Annotated in this window: 13 protein-coding genes; 4 read left to right on the forward strand and 9 right to left on the reverse strand. The window is 73.0% G+C overall.

Annotated elements, in window-relative coordinates:
* Window positions 1-44 precede the first annotated feature (44 nt).
* The 5 genes from VQ03_RS06650 to lptM all read right to left on the reverse strand — a co-directional run bounded on the left by VQ03_RS06650 (window position 45) and on the right by lptM (window position 5,363).
* On the reverse strand, window positions 45-230 hold the full coding sequence (locus tag VQ03_RS06650) for a twin transmembrane helix small protein (RefSeq protein ID WP_048450089.1): 186 nt from the start codon (window positions 228-230) through the stop codon (window positions 45-47).
* A gap of 277 nt (window positions 231-507) precedes the next feature.
* Window positions 508-3,120 carry a TIGR02302 family protein gene (locus VQ03_RS06655; RefSeq protein WP_048450090.1) on the reverse strand — a complete coding sequence of 871 codons (2,613 nt, stop codon included), beginning with the start codon at window positions 3,118-3,120 and terminating at the stop codon, window positions 508-510.
* Window positions 3,121-3,207: 87 nt separating this feature from the next.
* Window positions 3,208-3,405: a hypothetical protein gene (locus tag VQ03_RS06660; RefSeq protein WP_048450091.1), complete on the reverse strand. Its 198-nt coding sequence runs from the start codon at window positions 3,403-3,405 to the stop codon at window positions 3,208-3,210.
* Window positions 3,406-3,506: 101 nt separating this feature from the next.
* Window positions 3,507-4,778, reverse strand: coding sequence for a diaminopimelate decarboxylase (gene lysA / locus VQ03_RS06665; protein WP_048450092.1), 1,272 nt, complete (start codon window positions 4,776-4,778; stop codon window positions 3,507-3,509).
* Between the two features lie 213 nt (window positions 4,779-4,991).
* Window positions 4,992-5,363: an LPS translocon maturation chaperone LptM gene (lptM, locus tag VQ03_RS06670; protein ID WP_053078432.1), complete on the reverse strand. Its 372-nt coding sequence runs from the start codon at window positions 5,361-5,363 to the stop codon at window positions 4,992-4,994.
* 314 nt (window positions 5,364-5,677) lie between these two features.
* On the opposite strand from lptM, the gene VQ03_RS06675 reads away from it, so the two are divergent.
* Window positions 5,678-7,786: a hybrid sensor histidine kinase/response regulator gene (locus VQ03_RS06675; protein WP_048450094.1), complete on the forward strand. Its 2,109-nt coding sequence runs from the start codon at window positions 5,678-5,680 to the stop codon at window positions 7,784-7,786.
* 34 nt (window positions 7,787-7,820) lie between these two features.
* Here the strand turns inward: VQ03_RS06675 and VQ03_RS06680 are convergent, their stop codons facing one another.
* From VQ03_RS06680 to VQ03_RS06690, 3 genes are all read right to left on the reverse strand, one after another.
* Complete coding sequence (locus tag VQ03_RS06680; protein ID WP_048450095.1) at window positions 7,821-8,069, reverse strand: hypothetical protein; 249 nt, start codon at window positions 8,067-8,069, stop codon at window positions 7,821-7,823.
* Between the two features lie 254 nt (window positions 8,070-8,323).
* Window positions 8,324-9,196, reverse strand: coding sequence for a hypothetical protein (locus tag VQ03_RS06685; protein WP_048450096.1), 873 nt, complete (start codon window positions 9,194-9,196; stop codon window positions 8,324-8,326).
* A 160-nt stretch (window positions 9,197-9,356) separates the two neighbouring features.
* A complete protein-coding gene (locus VQ03_RS06690; protein WP_048450097.1) occupies window positions 9,357-10,031 on the reverse strand; it encodes a DUF1134 domain-containing protein in 675 nt (224 codons plus the stop codon).
* A 102-nt stretch (window positions 10,032-10,133) separates the two neighbouring features.
* Between VQ03_RS06690 and VQ03_RS06695 the strand changes: the two genes are divergently transcribed.
* Window positions 10,134-10,619 (forward strand): hypothetical protein, encoded by a 486-nt coding sequence (locus VQ03_RS06695; protein ID WP_048450098.1) that lies wholly within the window; start codon window positions 10,134-10,136, stop codon window positions 10,617-10,619.
* A 6-nt stretch (window positions 10,620-10,625) separates the two neighbouring features.
* Here the strand turns inward: VQ03_RS06695 and VQ03_RS06700 are convergent, their stop codons facing one another.
* The gene (locus VQ03_RS06700) at window positions 10,626-11,477 is read right to left on the reverse strand and encodes a 3'(2'),5'-bisphosphate nucleotidase CysQ family protein (protein WP_048450099.1); all 852 of its coding nucleotides are present in this window, start codon (window positions 11,475-11,477) and stop codon (window positions 10,626-10,628) included.
* 200 nt (window positions 11,478-11,677) lie between these two features.
* On the opposite strand from VQ03_RS06700, the gene chpT reads away from it, so the two are divergent.
* Window positions 11,678-12,361 (forward strand): histidine phosphotransferase ChpT, encoded by a 684-nt coding sequence (gene chpT, locus VQ03_RS06705; protein ID WP_048450100.1) that lies wholly within the window; start codon window positions 11,678-11,680, stop codon window positions 12,359-12,361.
* A 262-nt stretch (window positions 12,362-12,623) separates the two neighbouring features.
* A complete protein-coding gene (locus VQ03_RS06710) occupies window positions 12,624-15,392 on the forward strand; it encodes a hybrid sensor histidine kinase/response regulator (RefSeq protein ID WP_048450101.1) in 2,769 nt (922 codons plus the stop codon).
* The last annotated feature ends 74 nt before the right edge of the window (window positions 15,393-15,466 follow it).

Raw genomic sequence — 15,466 nt, forward strand, 5'->3', positions numbered from 1 at the left:
CGGTTTTCCACCCCGTGCGGCCACCTCGCCACAGTCTCGCTGCGTCAGGCGCCCCGCCACCACAGCACCCCCATGATGACCAGGATGGCGACGAACTGGAGCAGCACCCGCAATCGCATCAGGCGTTGCGAGACGTTGGCGCTGCCGCCGCGCAGCATGTTGGCGAGGCCGAACAGCAGCACCACGGCGACCGCGAGGCAGGCGATGAGGACGAGGGTGTTGCCGGACATTCGGGAAGGCTCGCGAGGTGGAACGGCCTGATAGGGCGGATCAGGACCGTGCGGGGAGGCGGCCCCGCGACGCAGGAGGCCGCTTTCCCCTCACGCGATGTCCGATCGACCGCCCCGGACGTTCCCTGCGGGACCGCATCGCGACGCGACGCTCGGCGCCGCTCCAGCGCGCGGAGCGCCGCTCCGCCGCTGCGGGTCGATGGAACAGGATCCGGAAGCGATCGTCCGGATCCCGTGGCGCATCCGGTCCGCGGAGGCCGCGTCGCCTCCGTCGAGTTCAGTTCCGCCGCAGCAGGCGCTCGAAGTAGTCCAGCTCCTCCGCCGGGCGGCTCGGGTCGCCGAGCTTGCGCCGCAGCTCCTCCAGGATGCGCCGGGCCCGCTCGACGCCGGACTCCTCGGCGGTCGGCACGCGCACGCGGCCGTCCGAGAAGTCGCGGCTGCGGGTCGGGCGGCCGAGGGGATCGTTGTCGCGCGCGCCCTGACGGCCGGGCTGGTTGGGGTTGCCCTGGCCCTGCTGCCCGTCCGCGGATTGCTGGCCCTCGCCCTCCTGGCCCATCTGCTGCATCTGCTGGGCCATGCCCTGCGCACCGCGCTGGAGCCCTTCGAGGGCGCGCCCCTGCGCGTCGACGGCGGAGCCGTCCTGCCCCTGGCCGATCGCGTTCTCGGCGTCGCGCATCGCCTGCTCGGCGTCGGACAGGCCCTGCTCGCCCTGCATGCCGAGCTCCTTCATCCGCCGCTGCAGATCCTCGAGGCGCTGGCGCAGGGCCTGCTGGCGGTCACCCAGGCCTCCCTGCTTCTCGCCCTGCTGGCCGCGCTGACCCGGCTGCTGGCCGTCCTGTCCCTGCGGGTCGCCGCCGGGCTGGCCCTGCTGGCCGCGCTGGCGCTGCCCCTGCTGGCCCGGCTGCTGCGGCTGGCCGCGATTGCCGAAGCGGCGCTCCTGGCCCTGGCGGAAGGTCTCGTCGCGCAGGCCCTGCTGCTCGCGCGCCATGGCCTCCAGGTCCTGCATCTGGCGGTTCATCTCGCGCGCCGTCGGGTCGCTCATGCGCGAGCCGGGCTGGGCGGTCTGAAGGTTCTCCAGGATGCCGCGAAGCTGGTCGAGCAGGCGCTGGGCCTCGGCGACGTCGCCGCGCTTCATCGCCTCCTGCATCTGGTCGAGCATCTTGGAGAGGTCGTCCGGCGTCACCGTACGGTCGGCCTGCTGGCTGTTCTGGCCGGGATTCTGCGGATTCTGCTGCTGGCGCTGGGCGAACTCCTTCAGGAAGCGGTCCATGGCCTGGCGCAGCTCCTCGGTGAGCTTGGCGATCTCCTGGTCGGAGGCGCCCCGGTCGAGGGCGTCCTTGAGCCGGTCCTGGGCGGCGCGCAGAGCCTTCTCGGCGTCCGAGAGGTCGCCCTCCTCGATCTGCAGCGCCATGGTCCAGAGAAGGTCGGCGACCTCGGTCAGGGCCTCGTCGGTCCTGGCCGCGCGCAGGCGCCGCGACGCCTCCTTGAGGCCGAGGAAGACGCCCCATTGCGGCGTGAAGCGCTCGGGCGCGATCAGCAGCGCGTCGAGGGCAGTCTCGACCCGGGTCCGGCCCCCGTCCGGATCGAGGACGAGGCGGCGGCGCTCCTCGGCGAGGGAGCGCGCCAGGGGCTTGGTGAAGAACCGGCCCGGCAGGGTGAAGGCGAGGGGGGCCGAGCGCCCCTCCTGCCCGGCCTCGTCCTTGGCCACCAGGGTCAGCAGCACCTTGGCGCCAGCCCAAGGGTTGTCGGTGAGGTCGATCAGGGTGCGGGTGTCGCTGGTGCCCTGCGCGTCGGACGGCAGGCTCAGAGTCAGGCGGGGCGGCGGCACCAGGCTGCGCCCTTTCGTCTGCGGCTCGACCACGCCCTCCGCCGAAGCCAGGCCGTAATCGTCCTTGGCCCGGTAGACGAGGGTGAAGGTGCCGCGCCCGTTGGTCTCCGGCTGGCCCGCGAAGGCGATCTCCGGCGGCCGGTCGGGGATCGTCTCGACGGTGAGGCGGTGGGTGCTGGCGAAGCCCGTCTGCACCGCGAGCTCGGCGGTGCCGCCGGTCAGGGTGAAGCGCTCCTCGCGCAGGTCGGGCCGGGCCGGGGTCGTGGCGGGCAGCGCCTTCAGCCCGGCGCCGGGCGTCACCGTCGCGTCGCTGGCGCCGGCGATGCGCACGACGAGCGTCGCGTTCACCGGCGCCCGCAGACGCTGGCCCGCTTCCGCGAGGGTGACGATGAGGGGCGGCATCCGGGTGTAGAGCGGCGGGTCGATCCAGCCGTCGACCCGGAACGCGGGCGCGGCCGAGACGGGCCCGCGCCAGTCGAAGGCCGCGCGCAGCCGGTCACCGGCCTCGGGGCCCGCCACGAAGGCGCCGGCCACGGCGGCCAGGATCGCGCCGGCCCGCAGCGCGAAGGGGTCGCGCCCGGCCATCCCGGGACGCGGACCGGACACCGTGAGGCGCGCCAGCGTCGCCGCCGCGCGGCGGCGGTGCAGGGCCCAGAGGGCCTGGGTGCCGGGATCGTCCCGGCCCAAAGCCAGATTGTCCTCGAGCGCCCGGGCCGGGCGGTGACCGAGACCCGCATCGCGGTCGATGCGTGCGAGGGCCTGCGTGCGGGCGATCCGCCGCAGGCGCAGGAGCGGCAGCAGCACGGCCACGAGGGCGAGCCCGAAGAGCCCCACCCCGGCCATGCGCAAGGTGGGCCCGGCATCGAGCCACAGCCCGAGCCATGACGCGGCGAGGAAGACCAGCACGACCGCGAGGCCGCGCCACAGGATCGGCCAGGCCTGCTCCCACAGGGTCACCCGCGAGGCGCGAATCACCAGCCGGTCGAGCCCGGCGCGCACCGGATCGGCCCGGCCCTCCGAGGCGGACGGGCTCCGCGCGGTGTCCGGCTCGGCCTTGCTCATGCCCTGCTCCCGCTGGCACCCGTCCGGGGACGGGCGAAGAGGGCAGGCTAGCATGCCGGCCCGGCCGGGCCAGCGGGTCAAATCGGCTCAGGCCGACCGGTCCTGCCGCGGCCGGTTCGCGTCGTGCGGGTGAGGCACGCCCCCGCTGGTCCGCGCCGCCGCTTCGTGCAGGGGCTGCACGGCCTTGCGGGCCTGGGCCAGGGTCGCCTGGTGCTCGGCGGCGATGCGGAACGCGCGCTCGACCACGGCCTCGGCGCGGGCGAGGAGATTGCCTTGGGGCGCCATCGCTTGGGTTACTCCCGGTGACAGAGCCGCACGCTATCCCGGGAGGACTGGCCGCCTCGTTCGGAAATCCCGTCGAACTTTAACGATCGGCGCGAAAAGGCTCAGATTGCGAGCCAGTCCGGCACCCGATCGAGCCCGATCAGCTCCTCGTAGCTCTGCCTCGGCCGGATCACCGCGTGGTCGGCCCCGCGCACCAGCACCTCGGGCACCAGCGGCCGCGTGTTGTAGGTGCAGGCCTGCACGGCGCCGTAGGCCCCGGCCGACATCACGGCGATCAGGTCGCCGGGCTTGACCTCCGGCATCTCGCGGGCGAGCGCCAGGTAGTCGCCGCTCTCGCAGACCGGGCCGACCACGTCGGCGGTGAGGCGGCCCGCCTCGGGCGTCGGCTCCGCCACCGGCCGCAGGGCGTGGTAGGCCTCGTAGAGCGTCGGGCGGATCAGGTCGTTCATGCCCGCGTCGACGATCACGAAGGTGCGGCCCTCGCCGTGCTTCACGTACAGCACGCGGGTGACGAGCACGCCGGCATTGCCGGCGATCATCCGGCCGATCTCGAAGACGGGCTTGAGGCCGAGCGGCCGGAAATGAGGGCGCAGCACCGACGCGAAGGCGGCCGGGTCCGGCGGGGGCGCGTTGTCGTCGCGGTAGGGGATGCCGAGGCCGCCGCCGAAATCGACGTGGTGGAGCTTGTGCCCCGCCGCCATCAGGTCGCGGGCGAGGCCGCAGAGCAGGGCGGCGGCGTTGTCGTAGGGCGCGAGGTCGGTGATCTGGCTGCCGATATGCATGTCGACGCCGACCAGCGACAGGCCGGGCAGGGCGGCCGCCCGGGCATAGACCTCGCGGGCCCGGGAGATCGGGATGCCGAACTTGTTCTCCGACTTGCCGGTCGAGATCTTGGCGTGGGTGCGGGCATCGACGTCCGGGTTGACCCGGATCGAGACCGGTGCCGTCGCGCCCCTGGCGGCCGCGACGCGGGAGAGCTGCTCCAGCTCCGGCTCGCTCTCGACGTTGAAGCACAGGATGCCGGCGTCGAGCGCCGCCGCCATCTCGCCCTCGGTCTTGCCGACGCCGGAGAAGACGATCCGCTCGCCCGGCACCCCGGCGGCGAGCGCCCGGCGCAGTTCGCCCTCCGAGACGATGTCCATGCCGGCGCCGAGGCGCGCCAGGGTGGCGAGCACCGCCTGGTTGGAATTCGCCTTCATGGCGTAGCAGACGAGGGCGTCGTCGCCCGAGAACGCCTCCGCGAAGACCCGGTAGTGCCGCTCCAGGGTGGCGGAGGCGTAGCAGTAGAACGGGGTGCCGACCGCGTCCGCGAGCCGTGCCAGGTCGACGTCCTCGGCGTGGAGCACGCCGTCGCGATAGGTGAAGTGGTGCATGGCAAGGTGACCTGGGAGGTGACCGACGTCCGGGCGCTGGCCGCGCGCGGCTCGGGCGCGAGACGCGCCTCTACACGAAACCGATCAGCCTTTGCACCCTCGCGGGCTCAGCCAAGCCGATCTCGCGACAGGGGCCGCCGGTTTCGCGGCGAAAATCTGCGTCGAATCGAGACCCTGAGCGGACGAAGCGTCGGCCTGCCAACGCAAGTCTGCTCAGAGCAGCGGGTCGAGGGGAAAGGGCTCCTTGGGGATCACGTAGCCCTTGCGCCGCCGGGAGGAGGATTCGGTCGGGGCCGGGATCCCCGTCGGCGCCGCGACCGCCGAGGCCGGCAACTCGTCACCGTCGTCCGGGGCGGATCCGCCCGCCGAGAGCCCGACCCCGGCCGGCAGCGTGTTGACCGCGGCCGCCCCGGTGAGCGGCCGCGCGGTGCTCGTACCCGCAGGTCCCACACCCGCAGGTCCGTTCGCTTGCGGCTGCACCGCCGGTGCCGCCGCGGATGGCGGCTCGAGGGGCCCGCGCCGGCCGCAGGCGGCGGCCGAAAGGGCGATCAGGCCGAGGAGGACGAGGGTACGGGTACGGAACACGGGCGAGATCCAGGCACAAGCGTGGCGGCGGCACCATAGCGGCCCGGAACCCGCGAGGCGAGCCCGGCCCTCGCGGCCCTTGTGCGCCGGATGCGCGGCATTCGAGCGTGGCCGTTAAGGAGGTATTGGAGCGGGGCCCCGAAGAGTGCGCTAACAGCCTCCGAGGTCCCGCCGATGCCCGCGCGACACACTGCCCGCACAAAGGCGGCGCGGGAGCGACGAAGAGGTGATCGTTTCGCTCGCCAATCCGTTAACGAACGGTTAAGCTTTCAGCCGATCGCCGCGTCGGCTTCCGTCGCGTTTGTGAGTGTCCCGTGAGCCTTTCGACGGTGCGGCTGCACCAGCTCCTCGTCGCCGCGGCTTTCCTGGTGCCGTGCGTCGTCCTGGTGGGCGCGGCGTGGTGGAACCGGGCCGAGGTCCTGCGCGAAGAGGACAGCGCCGTGGTGCGGACCGCGGCGGTGATGCACGAGCACGCCTCGAAGGTGTTCGACACCGCCGAGCTGGCGATGGACCGGGTCGACGACTACATCTTCGATCGCAGCTGGAGCCAGATCGCCGCCCCCGCCACCGGCGGATTCCTGGCGAGCCTGAAGGCGCCGCTCGCCCAGGCCCGGGCGGTCTGGGTGGTCGACCCGCAGGGGCGGATCCAGGCCTCGAGCCGCGAGGGCGATCTCGGCCGCGAGGTCGCGGAGCGGGACGTCTTCTCGGTCCATCGCCCGCGGGACATCGGCATCTATGTCAGCCCCGCCGTGCGCGAGGCGGACGGGGCCACCGCCTTCATGGTCAGCCGCCGGCGCTCGACCGATGACGGGCGCTTCGACGGCGTGATCGTGATCGCCCTCGGCACCGAGTACTTCGCCCGCTTCTACGCCGAGATCGCCGCCCCGACCGACCACCGGGCGATGCTCCTGCGCGCCGACGGCGCGGTGCTGGTGCGCGAGCCGCCGGGCCCCGAGGTCGACGAGCGTCTGGCCCCGGGCGATCCCCTGCTGCGGGCGATCCGCGCGCGGCCGCAGGGGGGCGCGGCCACCGGCACCCCGCCCGCCGAGGCCGAGCGGCTCTATGCCTGGCGCCGCATCGGCGACTATCCGGTCGAGGTGGCGTTCTCGGTCGAGACCGCGGTCGCTCTCGACCGCTGGTACGACAACCTGCGGGTCTACGGCCTCGTCGCCACCGTCTCGGCCCTCACCCTGGTGCTGATGGCCTGGCTGGCGCTCGCCCGGGCCCGGGCCGAGCAGCAGGCCTTGTCCGATCTCAAGCGCGAGCACGCGCAGCGGCTCTCCGCCGAGAACCAGCTGCGCCAGTCGCAGAAGATGGAGGCGGTGGGCCAGCTGACGGGAGGCATCGCCCACGACTTCAACAACCTCCTGGCGGTGATCACCGGCTCCCTCGAACTGGTGCAGCGCCGCATCGCCCGGGGCGACACCGATGTCGGCCGCTTCATCGCCGGCGCCCTCGACGGCACCGACCGGGCGGCGAAGCTCACCCACCGGCTCCTCGCCTTCGCCCGCCAGCAGCCCCTGGAACCGCGCCCGACCGATCCGAACCGCCTCGTCGGCGGCATGATCGACCTGCTGCGGCGCACCCTCGGCGAGACCGTCCGGGTCGAGACCCGCCTGATGGCCGATCCCCCGGCGATCTTCGTCGACCAGAACCAGCTTGAGAACGCGATCCTGAACCTCGCGGTGAATGCCCGCGACGCGATGCCGGGCGGCGGGACGCTGGCGCTGGAGACCGCCCACGGCGCCCTCGACGACGGCACGAAGGCGGTTTCGGTCACGGTGCGCGATACCGGCACCGGCATGCCGCCCGACGTGGTGGCCCGGGCCTTCGAGCCGTTCTTCACCACCAAGCCGCAAGGGAGAGGCACGGGCCTGGGCCTGAGCCAGGTCTACGGCTTCGTCACCCAGTCGGGCGGGCGCGTTCGCATCGATAGCCAGCCGGGGCGGGGCACCGCCATCGAGCTGACGCTGCCGGTGAGCGCGGACGGCGTGCCGGCCGAGACCGCCGGGCGGTCGCGCCTCGCGACGGCGGCGCCCGGACGGGCCCGGCAGACGGTGCTGGTGGTGGAGGACGACGCCGCCGTGCGGCTGGCCAGCGCCGAGACGATCGGCGAGCTCGGCTATCGCACCCTGACGGCGCCGGACGGGGCGGCGGCGCTCGCGGCCCTCGACACCGAGCGGGACGTCGCCGTGCTGTTCACCGACGTGGTGATGCCGGGCATCGACGGGCCGACGCTCGCGGCGGAGGCACGGCGGCGGCGGCCCGATCTGCGGGTGATCTTCGCCACCGGCCACCCGCGGGACGATGCGCAGGAGGGCCCGCGCCCGGCCCCCGGCGAGACGGTGTTGCGCAAGCCTTTCACCATCGAGGCCCTGGCCGAGGCCCTCGAGGCTGCGAGCCGCGCCGAAGCCTCGGCGTGAACGGGGCCCGTGGGCCCCGCCTTCTGCGGAAGGCTTACTTCTTGTGCGTCTGCTCGTAGTAGTCGATCGCCCGCTTGCAGTTGACCGAGATCTTCTTCATGTTCTTCTCGAAGCAGCGATCGACCTCGGGGCTTTCCGGCGGCAGGTTACCGCAATAGGTCATGTAGTCGCCGGTGCAGTACTTCTTCAGGTTGGGGTCGTCTCGCTGGGCGAGGGCCGGTCCGGCGAGCAGCATCAGGCTGCCGGCGGTCAGGAGGGCGAGCGACATCGGCCTGAGCGTCATATCTGTCAAAGCCTTGCAGAGCGTGGAAGTCGCAGCGACATGGCCCGAAACCCGCAGCCTGACAAGGGCTGCGGGGCGATGCCGGATCGGGCGGCGAACCGGCCGGAATCGACCGAAGGCGCCCTCGGGCGTGAGAAAGCCGAGCGCCGGCAAGCCCTTGGGCCACGTTTCCGAATTGTTTCCCGTCCGGCGCGTCGCATCCGCGGGCGGGGGCGCCGGTAGCGATGTGCCGCAGAGCACACCGCGCCCCCCGGTCAACCGGCCGCGGCGGGGGTCGGCAGCGGCGTGGCCTGCGGCATGCGCGGCTCGGGCCGGCCCTGTGCCTGCATCAGGGCGTCGGCCACCTCGGCGATCCGGCGCTCCAGGGCCGCGTTCTCGGCGGCGATGCGCTCGGGAGGAGGGGGCGCACCATGCCGGGCTGCCTCCTGCAGCCGGGCGATCTCCGCCCGCGCCGCCTCGATCTCGGCGGCGTGGCGGACATTGAGGTCGGCGAGCGCGTCTTCGAGGACCTGGATCTGCTCGCGAGCGGCGCTGGCGACGCTCTCGCCCGCCTCGGCCACGCGGCCGCGGGCCGCCCGCGCCTGCTCCTCGGCGACGCCACGCGCCGCCTCGGCCTCGGCCCGGCCGCTCCGGCTCGCCTCGACCTCGCCGCGCAGGGCGGCAAGCTCGGCCAGAGCCCGCTGGTAGGGTCCCTCCAGCGCCCGCATCGCCTCCTCGGCCGCGGCCCGGGCGGTACGAGCCTCGGCCAGCTCGCCCTGAACCTGGGCGAGGCCGCCGCGGGCCTCGGCGAGGTCACGCTCGATCTCGGCGAGGCGGGCGTCCCGGCGCTCGATCTCCTGGGTGAGCGCCCCGATGCGCACGGCACGCCGGCCCATCTCCTCCATCTCGGCCTGGCGGGTGGCCTGCGCCTCCTCGACCCGGCGCTCGAGCTGACGCTCGCGCACCGCGAACTCGGCCCGCAGATGGTCCTTCTCGGCGGTCAGCTCGACGATCGACATCGGGTAGAGCGCCTCGAGCCGGCGGCGCGTCAGGCGCTCGGCCCGGGCATTGAGCGCCGGCAGGATCAGAAGGGCGCACAAGCTGGCGGCGAGGAACCCCAGCGCCGCGAACATCAGGGACTCGATCACCCGGGCGATACTCTCTCGGCGGCCGGGCGGACGCTCCCGCACGGACGGTTGATACGGTCGGCATGCCCGCCCGGGCTGGGTATCCGGGCGCGGGCGGCGCGGCCGGACCCTGCCACGGGAATGCCGTCAGGACCAGCGCGGCCGCGCGGGGCCGGTTCCCTCAGAACGGGTTCCAGGTCGGCGAATCGGTGAACTTCAGGTAGCCGACATTGATCCCGACACGCGCGCCGACGCCGGCGCGGATCGGCACCACCACGATGTTGTCGGCGGTGACCGCCGACATGCCGAAGCCGCCGACGACGTAGGCCGAGCCGTCCATGCCGACGAAGCGGTTATAGAGCGCGTCGACCCGCGGCAGGTTGTAGATCAGCATCATCGTGCGGGCGCCGTCGCCGCCGACGTCGAAGCCGAGGGACGGGCCCTGCCAGAAGACCTTGCGCTGGCCGGCGTTGCGGGTGAACAGCGTGCCCTCGCCGAAGCGCAGGCCGCCGAAGATGGCGCCGGAGGCCTCCTGGCCGAGGATGTAGCCGTTGGGCTCGCCCCATCGGCGCGTCGCCTCCTGCACCGTCAGGGCGAGGCCGCGCGACACCGAGCCGAAGAACTGGTGGCCCGAATCGACGATCTCCCGCGGCTGGAAGGTGCCCGGGTCGCCGGGCCCGCGCGCTTGCGCCGCGGCAGGGCCGGAGAGGGCGGCGAGCCCCAGGGGTGCGGCGAGCGCCAAGGGTGCGGCGGCCAGAATGGCCGCGAGGGCGCGCCGGCGCGACACTCCGGAGGCCTGCCGAGCCGAGGAGGCGGAGGTCCGCTGAGCCGCGGAGGCGGAGGAGGCTGACAGCATTCGTTAGGCGTCCCGGCTTAAGGAGGTCGTGGCCGGCTCTCCCCGGCCCGGACCGGGGGAGCCGGCGCGGACGGGCGGCGGGATGCCACAGATGCTGCGGATATGGGTAAGATCTGGTTAACGCGGCGCGGCGCGCTGTCGCTCCTGCCCGCGGCGATGGTCCGGCCGGCCCGCGGCGAGACGCCGCTCGGGGTGCCGGAGCTCTACGCCGCCGATCCCCTGACCGGGCTCGCGCTGCGCGGCTTCGACCCGGTCTCCTACCGGCTCGGACCCGCGCCGCTGCCCGGCTCGGGCGAGCACGAATTCACCTGGTCGGGCCTAGTCTGGCGCTTCACCGGGGCGGCCAATCGCGGCGCCTTCGCGCGGGCGCCGGAGGCCTATGCTCCACGCCTCGGCGGCTACGACCCGGAGGGCGTCGCCGCCGGCCGCCTCGTCGAGGCCGATCCCCTGGTGACGGCGCTGCGCGACGACGGCCGGCTCTACCTGTTCCGCGACCCGGAGCGCCGCGCGCAGGCAGGAACCGCGCTGATCGACGCCGCCGAGGCGCGCTGGCCGCAGCTCAAGGGCATCGCGGCGATCGGCGGCTGATCCCGCTCAGGCCCGGGCCGGGCTCGCCTGCGGCAGTACGGCGCGGCGGGCCTGGGACGGGTCGCCGAAGGCCGCGAAGGGGCCGTTGCGGTAATGGCCGGGCCGGCGGCCGTAGCCGAAGGGCCGGCCGTCGGGACCGACGAGGCAGCCGCCGGCCTGGGTGAGGATGTGGTCGCCGGCGGCCGTGTCCCACTCCATCGTCGGGCCGCAGCGGACGTAGACATCGCCCTCGCCGCAGGCGATCAGCCCGAACTTGAGCGCCGAGGACACCCCGCGCCTGCGCCCGATGGGCAGGCCCGCCAGGCAGGCCTCGTCCGCCGCCTCGCCGTGGCTGCGGCTGACCAGGGCCGTCATTCCCTCCGGCGGGACGGGCCGCGCCGCGACCCTCCCGAAGGCGCCCGGCTGTCCCTCGACGATCGGCGCCTCCACGGCATGCATGCCGGCGGCCCAGACGCGGCCGAGGGCGGGCGCGGCGAGCGCCGCCGCGACCGGCCGCTCGCCGGCGACCAGCGCGATGTTGACCGAGTACTCGCCGGTGCCCTTGAGGAAGTCCTTGGTTCCGTCGAGGGGGTCGACCAGGAAGAAGAGGGGGCCCGGGGCGGCCTCGGCCGCGGTCTCCTCGGCGATCACCGGGATGCCGGGCCAGGCCTGCGCGAGGTCGGCGACGATCTGCGCCTCGGCGGCGAGATCGGCCTGGCTCGTCGGCGACCCGTCGGCCTTGAGGTGGTGGCGGCAGCCGCCGAGCTCGAAGCGGCGCAGGATCACGCCCGCGGACGCGGCGATCTCGGCGAGCCGGAGCGCGATGGCGTCGCGCTCGGGCGGCGTGGGCACGGTATCGGGTGCCAGGATCGGTGTCATGACTCCGTCATGCCCGGCGCGACCGGGTTTGTCGATCGGGTGGAGTGCCTTGCCGTTGCGGCAGCCTTCCCCGGCCTCGACCGCAGCGGGCCGCCGACACGCGCGATCGCCTTTTCAAACCGGCGCGCGGCAGCTATCCGTGCCGGCAAACCGTGGCGGGAGCCGCCGCGACTCTTCCTTCGGCCCCGCGGAGCGCACCCATGACCACCGTCACCCTCGACGCCCTCGACCTCTCGGCGCTGCTCTGCTCGCGGGTCTGCCACGACGTCATCAGCCCGGTCGGTGCCATCGTGAACGGCCTCGAGGTGCTCGAGGACGAGGACAGCGCCGAGATGCGCGACTTCGCCCTCGACCTGATCCGCAAGAGCGCCAGGCAAGCCTCGGCCCGGCTGCAATTCGCCCGCATCGCCTTCGGGGCGGCGGGCTCGGCCGGAGCCAGCATCGACCTCGCCGATGCCGAGAACGTCGCCCGCGGCATGTTCGGCGACGACAAGACCCAGCTGACCTGGAGCGCACCGCGGGCGCTGTTTCCCAAGAACAAGGTCAAGCTGCTCCTGAACCTGGTGGTCATCGCCGTGACGGCGATCCCCCGCGGCGGCGTGATCGACGTCGCGGTCACCGGCGAGGCCGAGGCGCCGGTCTTCGTCCTCACCGCCAAGGGCGCCTATGCGCGCATCCCGCCCCATGTCGAGAAGCTGATCGCCGGCACGCCGGACAGCGGCACGGTCGACGCCCACGCGATCCAGCCGTTCTATGCCGGCCTGGTCGCCCGGGCCGCCGAGATGGGCGTGACATTCTCGATCGAGGGCGACACCGTCACGATTCGGGCCGAGCCGGCCGCCGCCGGCCGGGAGCAGGACGTGGCAGGCGATCACGGCATTTAGTGCACCTCACGAAACTCCCGCTGCGCCGACGCGGCCAGAGCGAGCCACGACAGCGATCGGGAGTTTCGCGAGAGACACTTAACCCTGCGGCACGGCCCCGGGGCGGACCGGATCGTCCGCCTCAGCCCGCGGTTTTTCCAGGGGCCGGGCACATTATGACCAGGCTAACCCGAGTGTGAGGATTTCCGGCAACGGATCATAAAGGCTCCCATGGCAGCCTGACTCTGCGCAGAGATCCTGCGTGGATCGACGAGTGGCTGCGATGGACGATTTGTTGCGTGAGTTCCTGACAGAGACCGGCGAGCACCTGGACACTGTCGACCTCGAGCTCGTCCGGTTCGAGCAGGATCCGAACAACCAGACGATCCTGCGGAATATCTTCCGGCTGGTTCACACCATCAAGGGAACCTGCGGGTTCCTCGGCCTGCCGCGCCTGGAGGCGCTGGCGCACGCCGCCGAGACCCTGATGGGCAAGTTCCGCGACGGCATGCCGGTGACGAGCCCCGCCGTCAGCCTGATCCTGCAGACCCTCGACCGGATCAAGCTGATCGTGGCCGAGCTGGAGCGCACCGCCGCCGAGCCGGCCGGGATCGACGACGATCTGATCGGCGCCCTCGACCGCATGTCCGAGGAGCCGGTGGCGGCACCCGAGCCCGTCGCCGCGCCGGCGCCCGCCGCGGCCCCGATGACCGCCGGCAGTCTGGTGCTGCAGGTGCTCGAGCGGGCGCTGAAGCCCGGCGAGGTCTCCCTCGACGACCTCGAGCGGGCCTTCCGCGACACTCCCGGCCCCGAAGCCGAATTCGAGATGCCGGGCGCAATGCCGGCGGCCGAGCCTGTGCCGGTGCGCCAAGAGCCGGTGCGCCAAGAGCCGGCACGTCAGGAGCCGGTGCGTCAGGAGCCCGTCCGCCAGGAGGCGGCCCCGGTCGAGGCGCGCCGGGCCGAGCAGCCCGCCGCCGAGGCCGAGGGCACGCCGGTCAGCAAGGCGCAGACGATCCGGGTGAACGTCGACACCCTCGAGCACCTGATGACGATGGTCTCGGAGCTGGTGCTGACCCGCAACCAGCTCCTCGAGATCGCCCGCCGGCACGAGGACGGCAACTACAAGGTGCCGCTGCAGCGCCTCTCCCACGTCACCGCCGAGTTGCAGGAAGGGGTGATGAAGACCCGCATGCAGCCGATCGGCTCGGCCTGGCAGAAGCTGCCGCGGGTGGTGCGCGACCTCTCGTCGGAACTCGGCAAGAAGATCGACCTGGTGATGCAGGGCGCCGAGACCGAGCTGGACCGCCAGGTCCTCGAGGTCATCAAGGACCCGCTCACCCACATGGTGCGCAACTCGGCCGATCACGGCATCGAGGCGGGCGCGGACCGCAAGGCCGCCGGCAAGCCGGAGAAGGGGACGATCCGCCTCAACGCCTTCCACGAGGGCGGCACGATCACGATCGAGATCGCCGACGACGGCAAGGGCCTCGACCTGCAGGCGATCCGCCGCAAGGCGGTCGAGCGCGGCGTCGCCACGGAGGCCGAGGTCGAGCGGATGACCGACGCCCAGGTGGCGAAGTTCATCTTCCACGCCGGCTTCTCCACCGCCAAGGCGGTCACCTCGGTCTCTGGCCGCGGCGTCGGCATGGACGTGGTGAAGACCAATATCGAGCTGATCGGCGGCACGATCGACATCCAGACCCAGCTCGGCCGCGGCACCACCTTCACGATCAAGATCCCGCTGACGCTCGCGATCGTCGCGGCGCTGATCGTCTCGGCCCGCGAGCACCGCTTCGCGATCCCGCAGGTCTCGGTCCTCGAACTGGTGCGGGTGCAGCCCGGCACCGACCACGCCGTCGAGCGCATCAACGGCTCGCCGGTCCTGCGCCTGCGCGACCGCCTGCTGCCGATCGTGCCGGTGGCGGCGATGCTCGGCCTCGACGCGCCGGACGCCCCGGCCTCGAGCGACGAGGGCTTCGTCGTGGTGAGCCAGGTCGGGCGCCAGCGCTTCGGCATCCTGGTCGACGGCGTCTTCCACACGGAGGAGATCGTCGTGAAGCCGATGTCCTCGAAGCTGCGGCACATCCCGCTCTTCTCGGGCAACACCATCCTGGGCGACGGGGCGGTGGTGCTGATCATCGACCCGAACGGCGTCGCCCGGATGGTCGGCTCCGGCACGGCGAGCGGCCAGCCCGGCGAGGTCGAGGCCGAGGCGGAGAGCGAGGAGAACGGTGCCGACCAGGCGGTGACGCTCCTGGTGTTCAAGGGCGGCGGCGATTCGCTCAAGGCGGTTCCCCTCTCGCTGGTCACGCGCCTGGAGGAGATCGACGCGGCGAAGATCGAGTGGGTCGGCGGGCGCCCGCTGATCCAGTACCGCGGCAGGCTGATGCCGCTCGTGCCGGCCGACCCCGCCCAGGCGATGAAGCGCGAGGGCGCCCAGGCCCTGGTGGTGTTCTCGGACGGCGAGCGCTCGATGGGTCTCGTGGTCGACGAGATCGTCGACATCGTCGACGAGGTGCTGGACGTCGAGCTGGTGACCGAGCGCTCCGACCTGATCGGCTCGGCGGTGGTGCGCAACCGGGCGACCGAGATCGTCAACATCGCCCATTACCTGCCGCTCGCCCACGACGATTGGGGCCAGACGACGCACCGCGCGGTGCCGAAGGCGCCGAGCCTGCTCCTCGTCGACGACTCGGCCTTCTTCCGCGAGATGCTCACCCCGGTGCTGAAGGCGGCGGGCTTCCGCGTCACCCAGGCCGGCGATGCGGAGGAGGCCCTGCGCCATCTCGGCGGCGAGGCCCGCTTCGACCTCGTGGTCTGTGACCTCGAGATGCCGGGCCGCTCGGGGTTCGACCTGATCGAGGCGATGCGCAAGGTCGGCGGACGGCTCGCCACGATGCCGGTGGTGGCGCTCGCCGGCACGATGGCGCCGGACTCGCTCGCCCGCGCCCGGGCGCTCGGCGTCGCCGATTGCGTGGCGAAGTTCGACCGCTCCGGCCTGGTGGCGGCCGTGAACGAGATCACCAGCGCCCCCCTCGACGCGGCGGCCTGAGCCGAGCCGCCAAGGCCCCGGGCGCTTCGGCGTCCGGAGCCGGACAACCGCCCGTCACGCCCTCACACGTCTTC

Origin of the sequence: Methylobacterium tarhaniae, assembly GCF_001043955.1 — a bacterium.
Lineage (GTDB): Bacteria > Pseudomonadota > Alphaproteobacteria > Rhizobiales > Beijerinckiaceae > Methylobacterium > Methylobacterium tarhaniae.

Bases quoted from the DNA above. Each gene is read 5' to 3' on its own strand.
- VQ03_RS06650 (WP_048450089.1), bottom strand. From the start codon at position 230: ATGTCCGGCAACACCCTCGTCCTCATCGCCTGCCTCGCGGTCGCCGTG.
- VQ03_RS06660 (WP_048450091.1), bottom strand. From the start codon at position 3,405: ATGGCGCCCCAAGGCAATCTCCTCGCCCGCGCCGAGGCCGTGGTCGAG.
- chpT (WP_048450100.1), top strand. From the start codon at position 11,678: ATGACCACCGTCACCCTCGACGCCCTCGACCTCTCGGCGCTGCTCTGC.
- VQ03_RS06655 (WP_048450090.1), bottom strand. From the start codon at position 3,120: ATGAGCAAGGCCGAGCCGGACACCGCGCGGAGCCCGTCCGCCTCGGAG.
- VQ03_RS06710 (WP_048450101.1), top strand. From the start codon at position 12,624: ATGGACGATTTGTTGCGTGAGTTCCTGACAGAGACCGGCGAGCACCTG.
- VQ03_RS06690 (WP_048450097.1), bottom strand. From the start codon at position 10,031: ATGCTGTCAGCCTCCTCCGCCTCCGCGGCTCAGCGGACCTCCGCCTCC.
- lysA (WP_048450092.1), bottom strand. From the start codon at position 4,778: ATGCACCACTTCACCTATCGCGACGGCGTGCTCCACGCCGAGGACGTC.
- VQ03_RS06700 (WP_048450099.1), bottom strand. From the start codon at position 11,477: ATGACACCGATCCTGGCACCCGATACCGTGCCCACGCCGCCCGAGCGC.
- VQ03_RS06680 (WP_048450095.1), bottom strand. From the start codon at position 8,069: ATGACGCTCAGGCCGATGTCGCTCGCCCTCCTGACCGCCGGCAGCCTG.
- VQ03_RS06695 (WP_048450098.1), top strand. From the start codon at position 10,134: ATGGGTAAGATCTGGTTAACGCGGCGCGGCGCGCTGTCGCTCCTGCCC.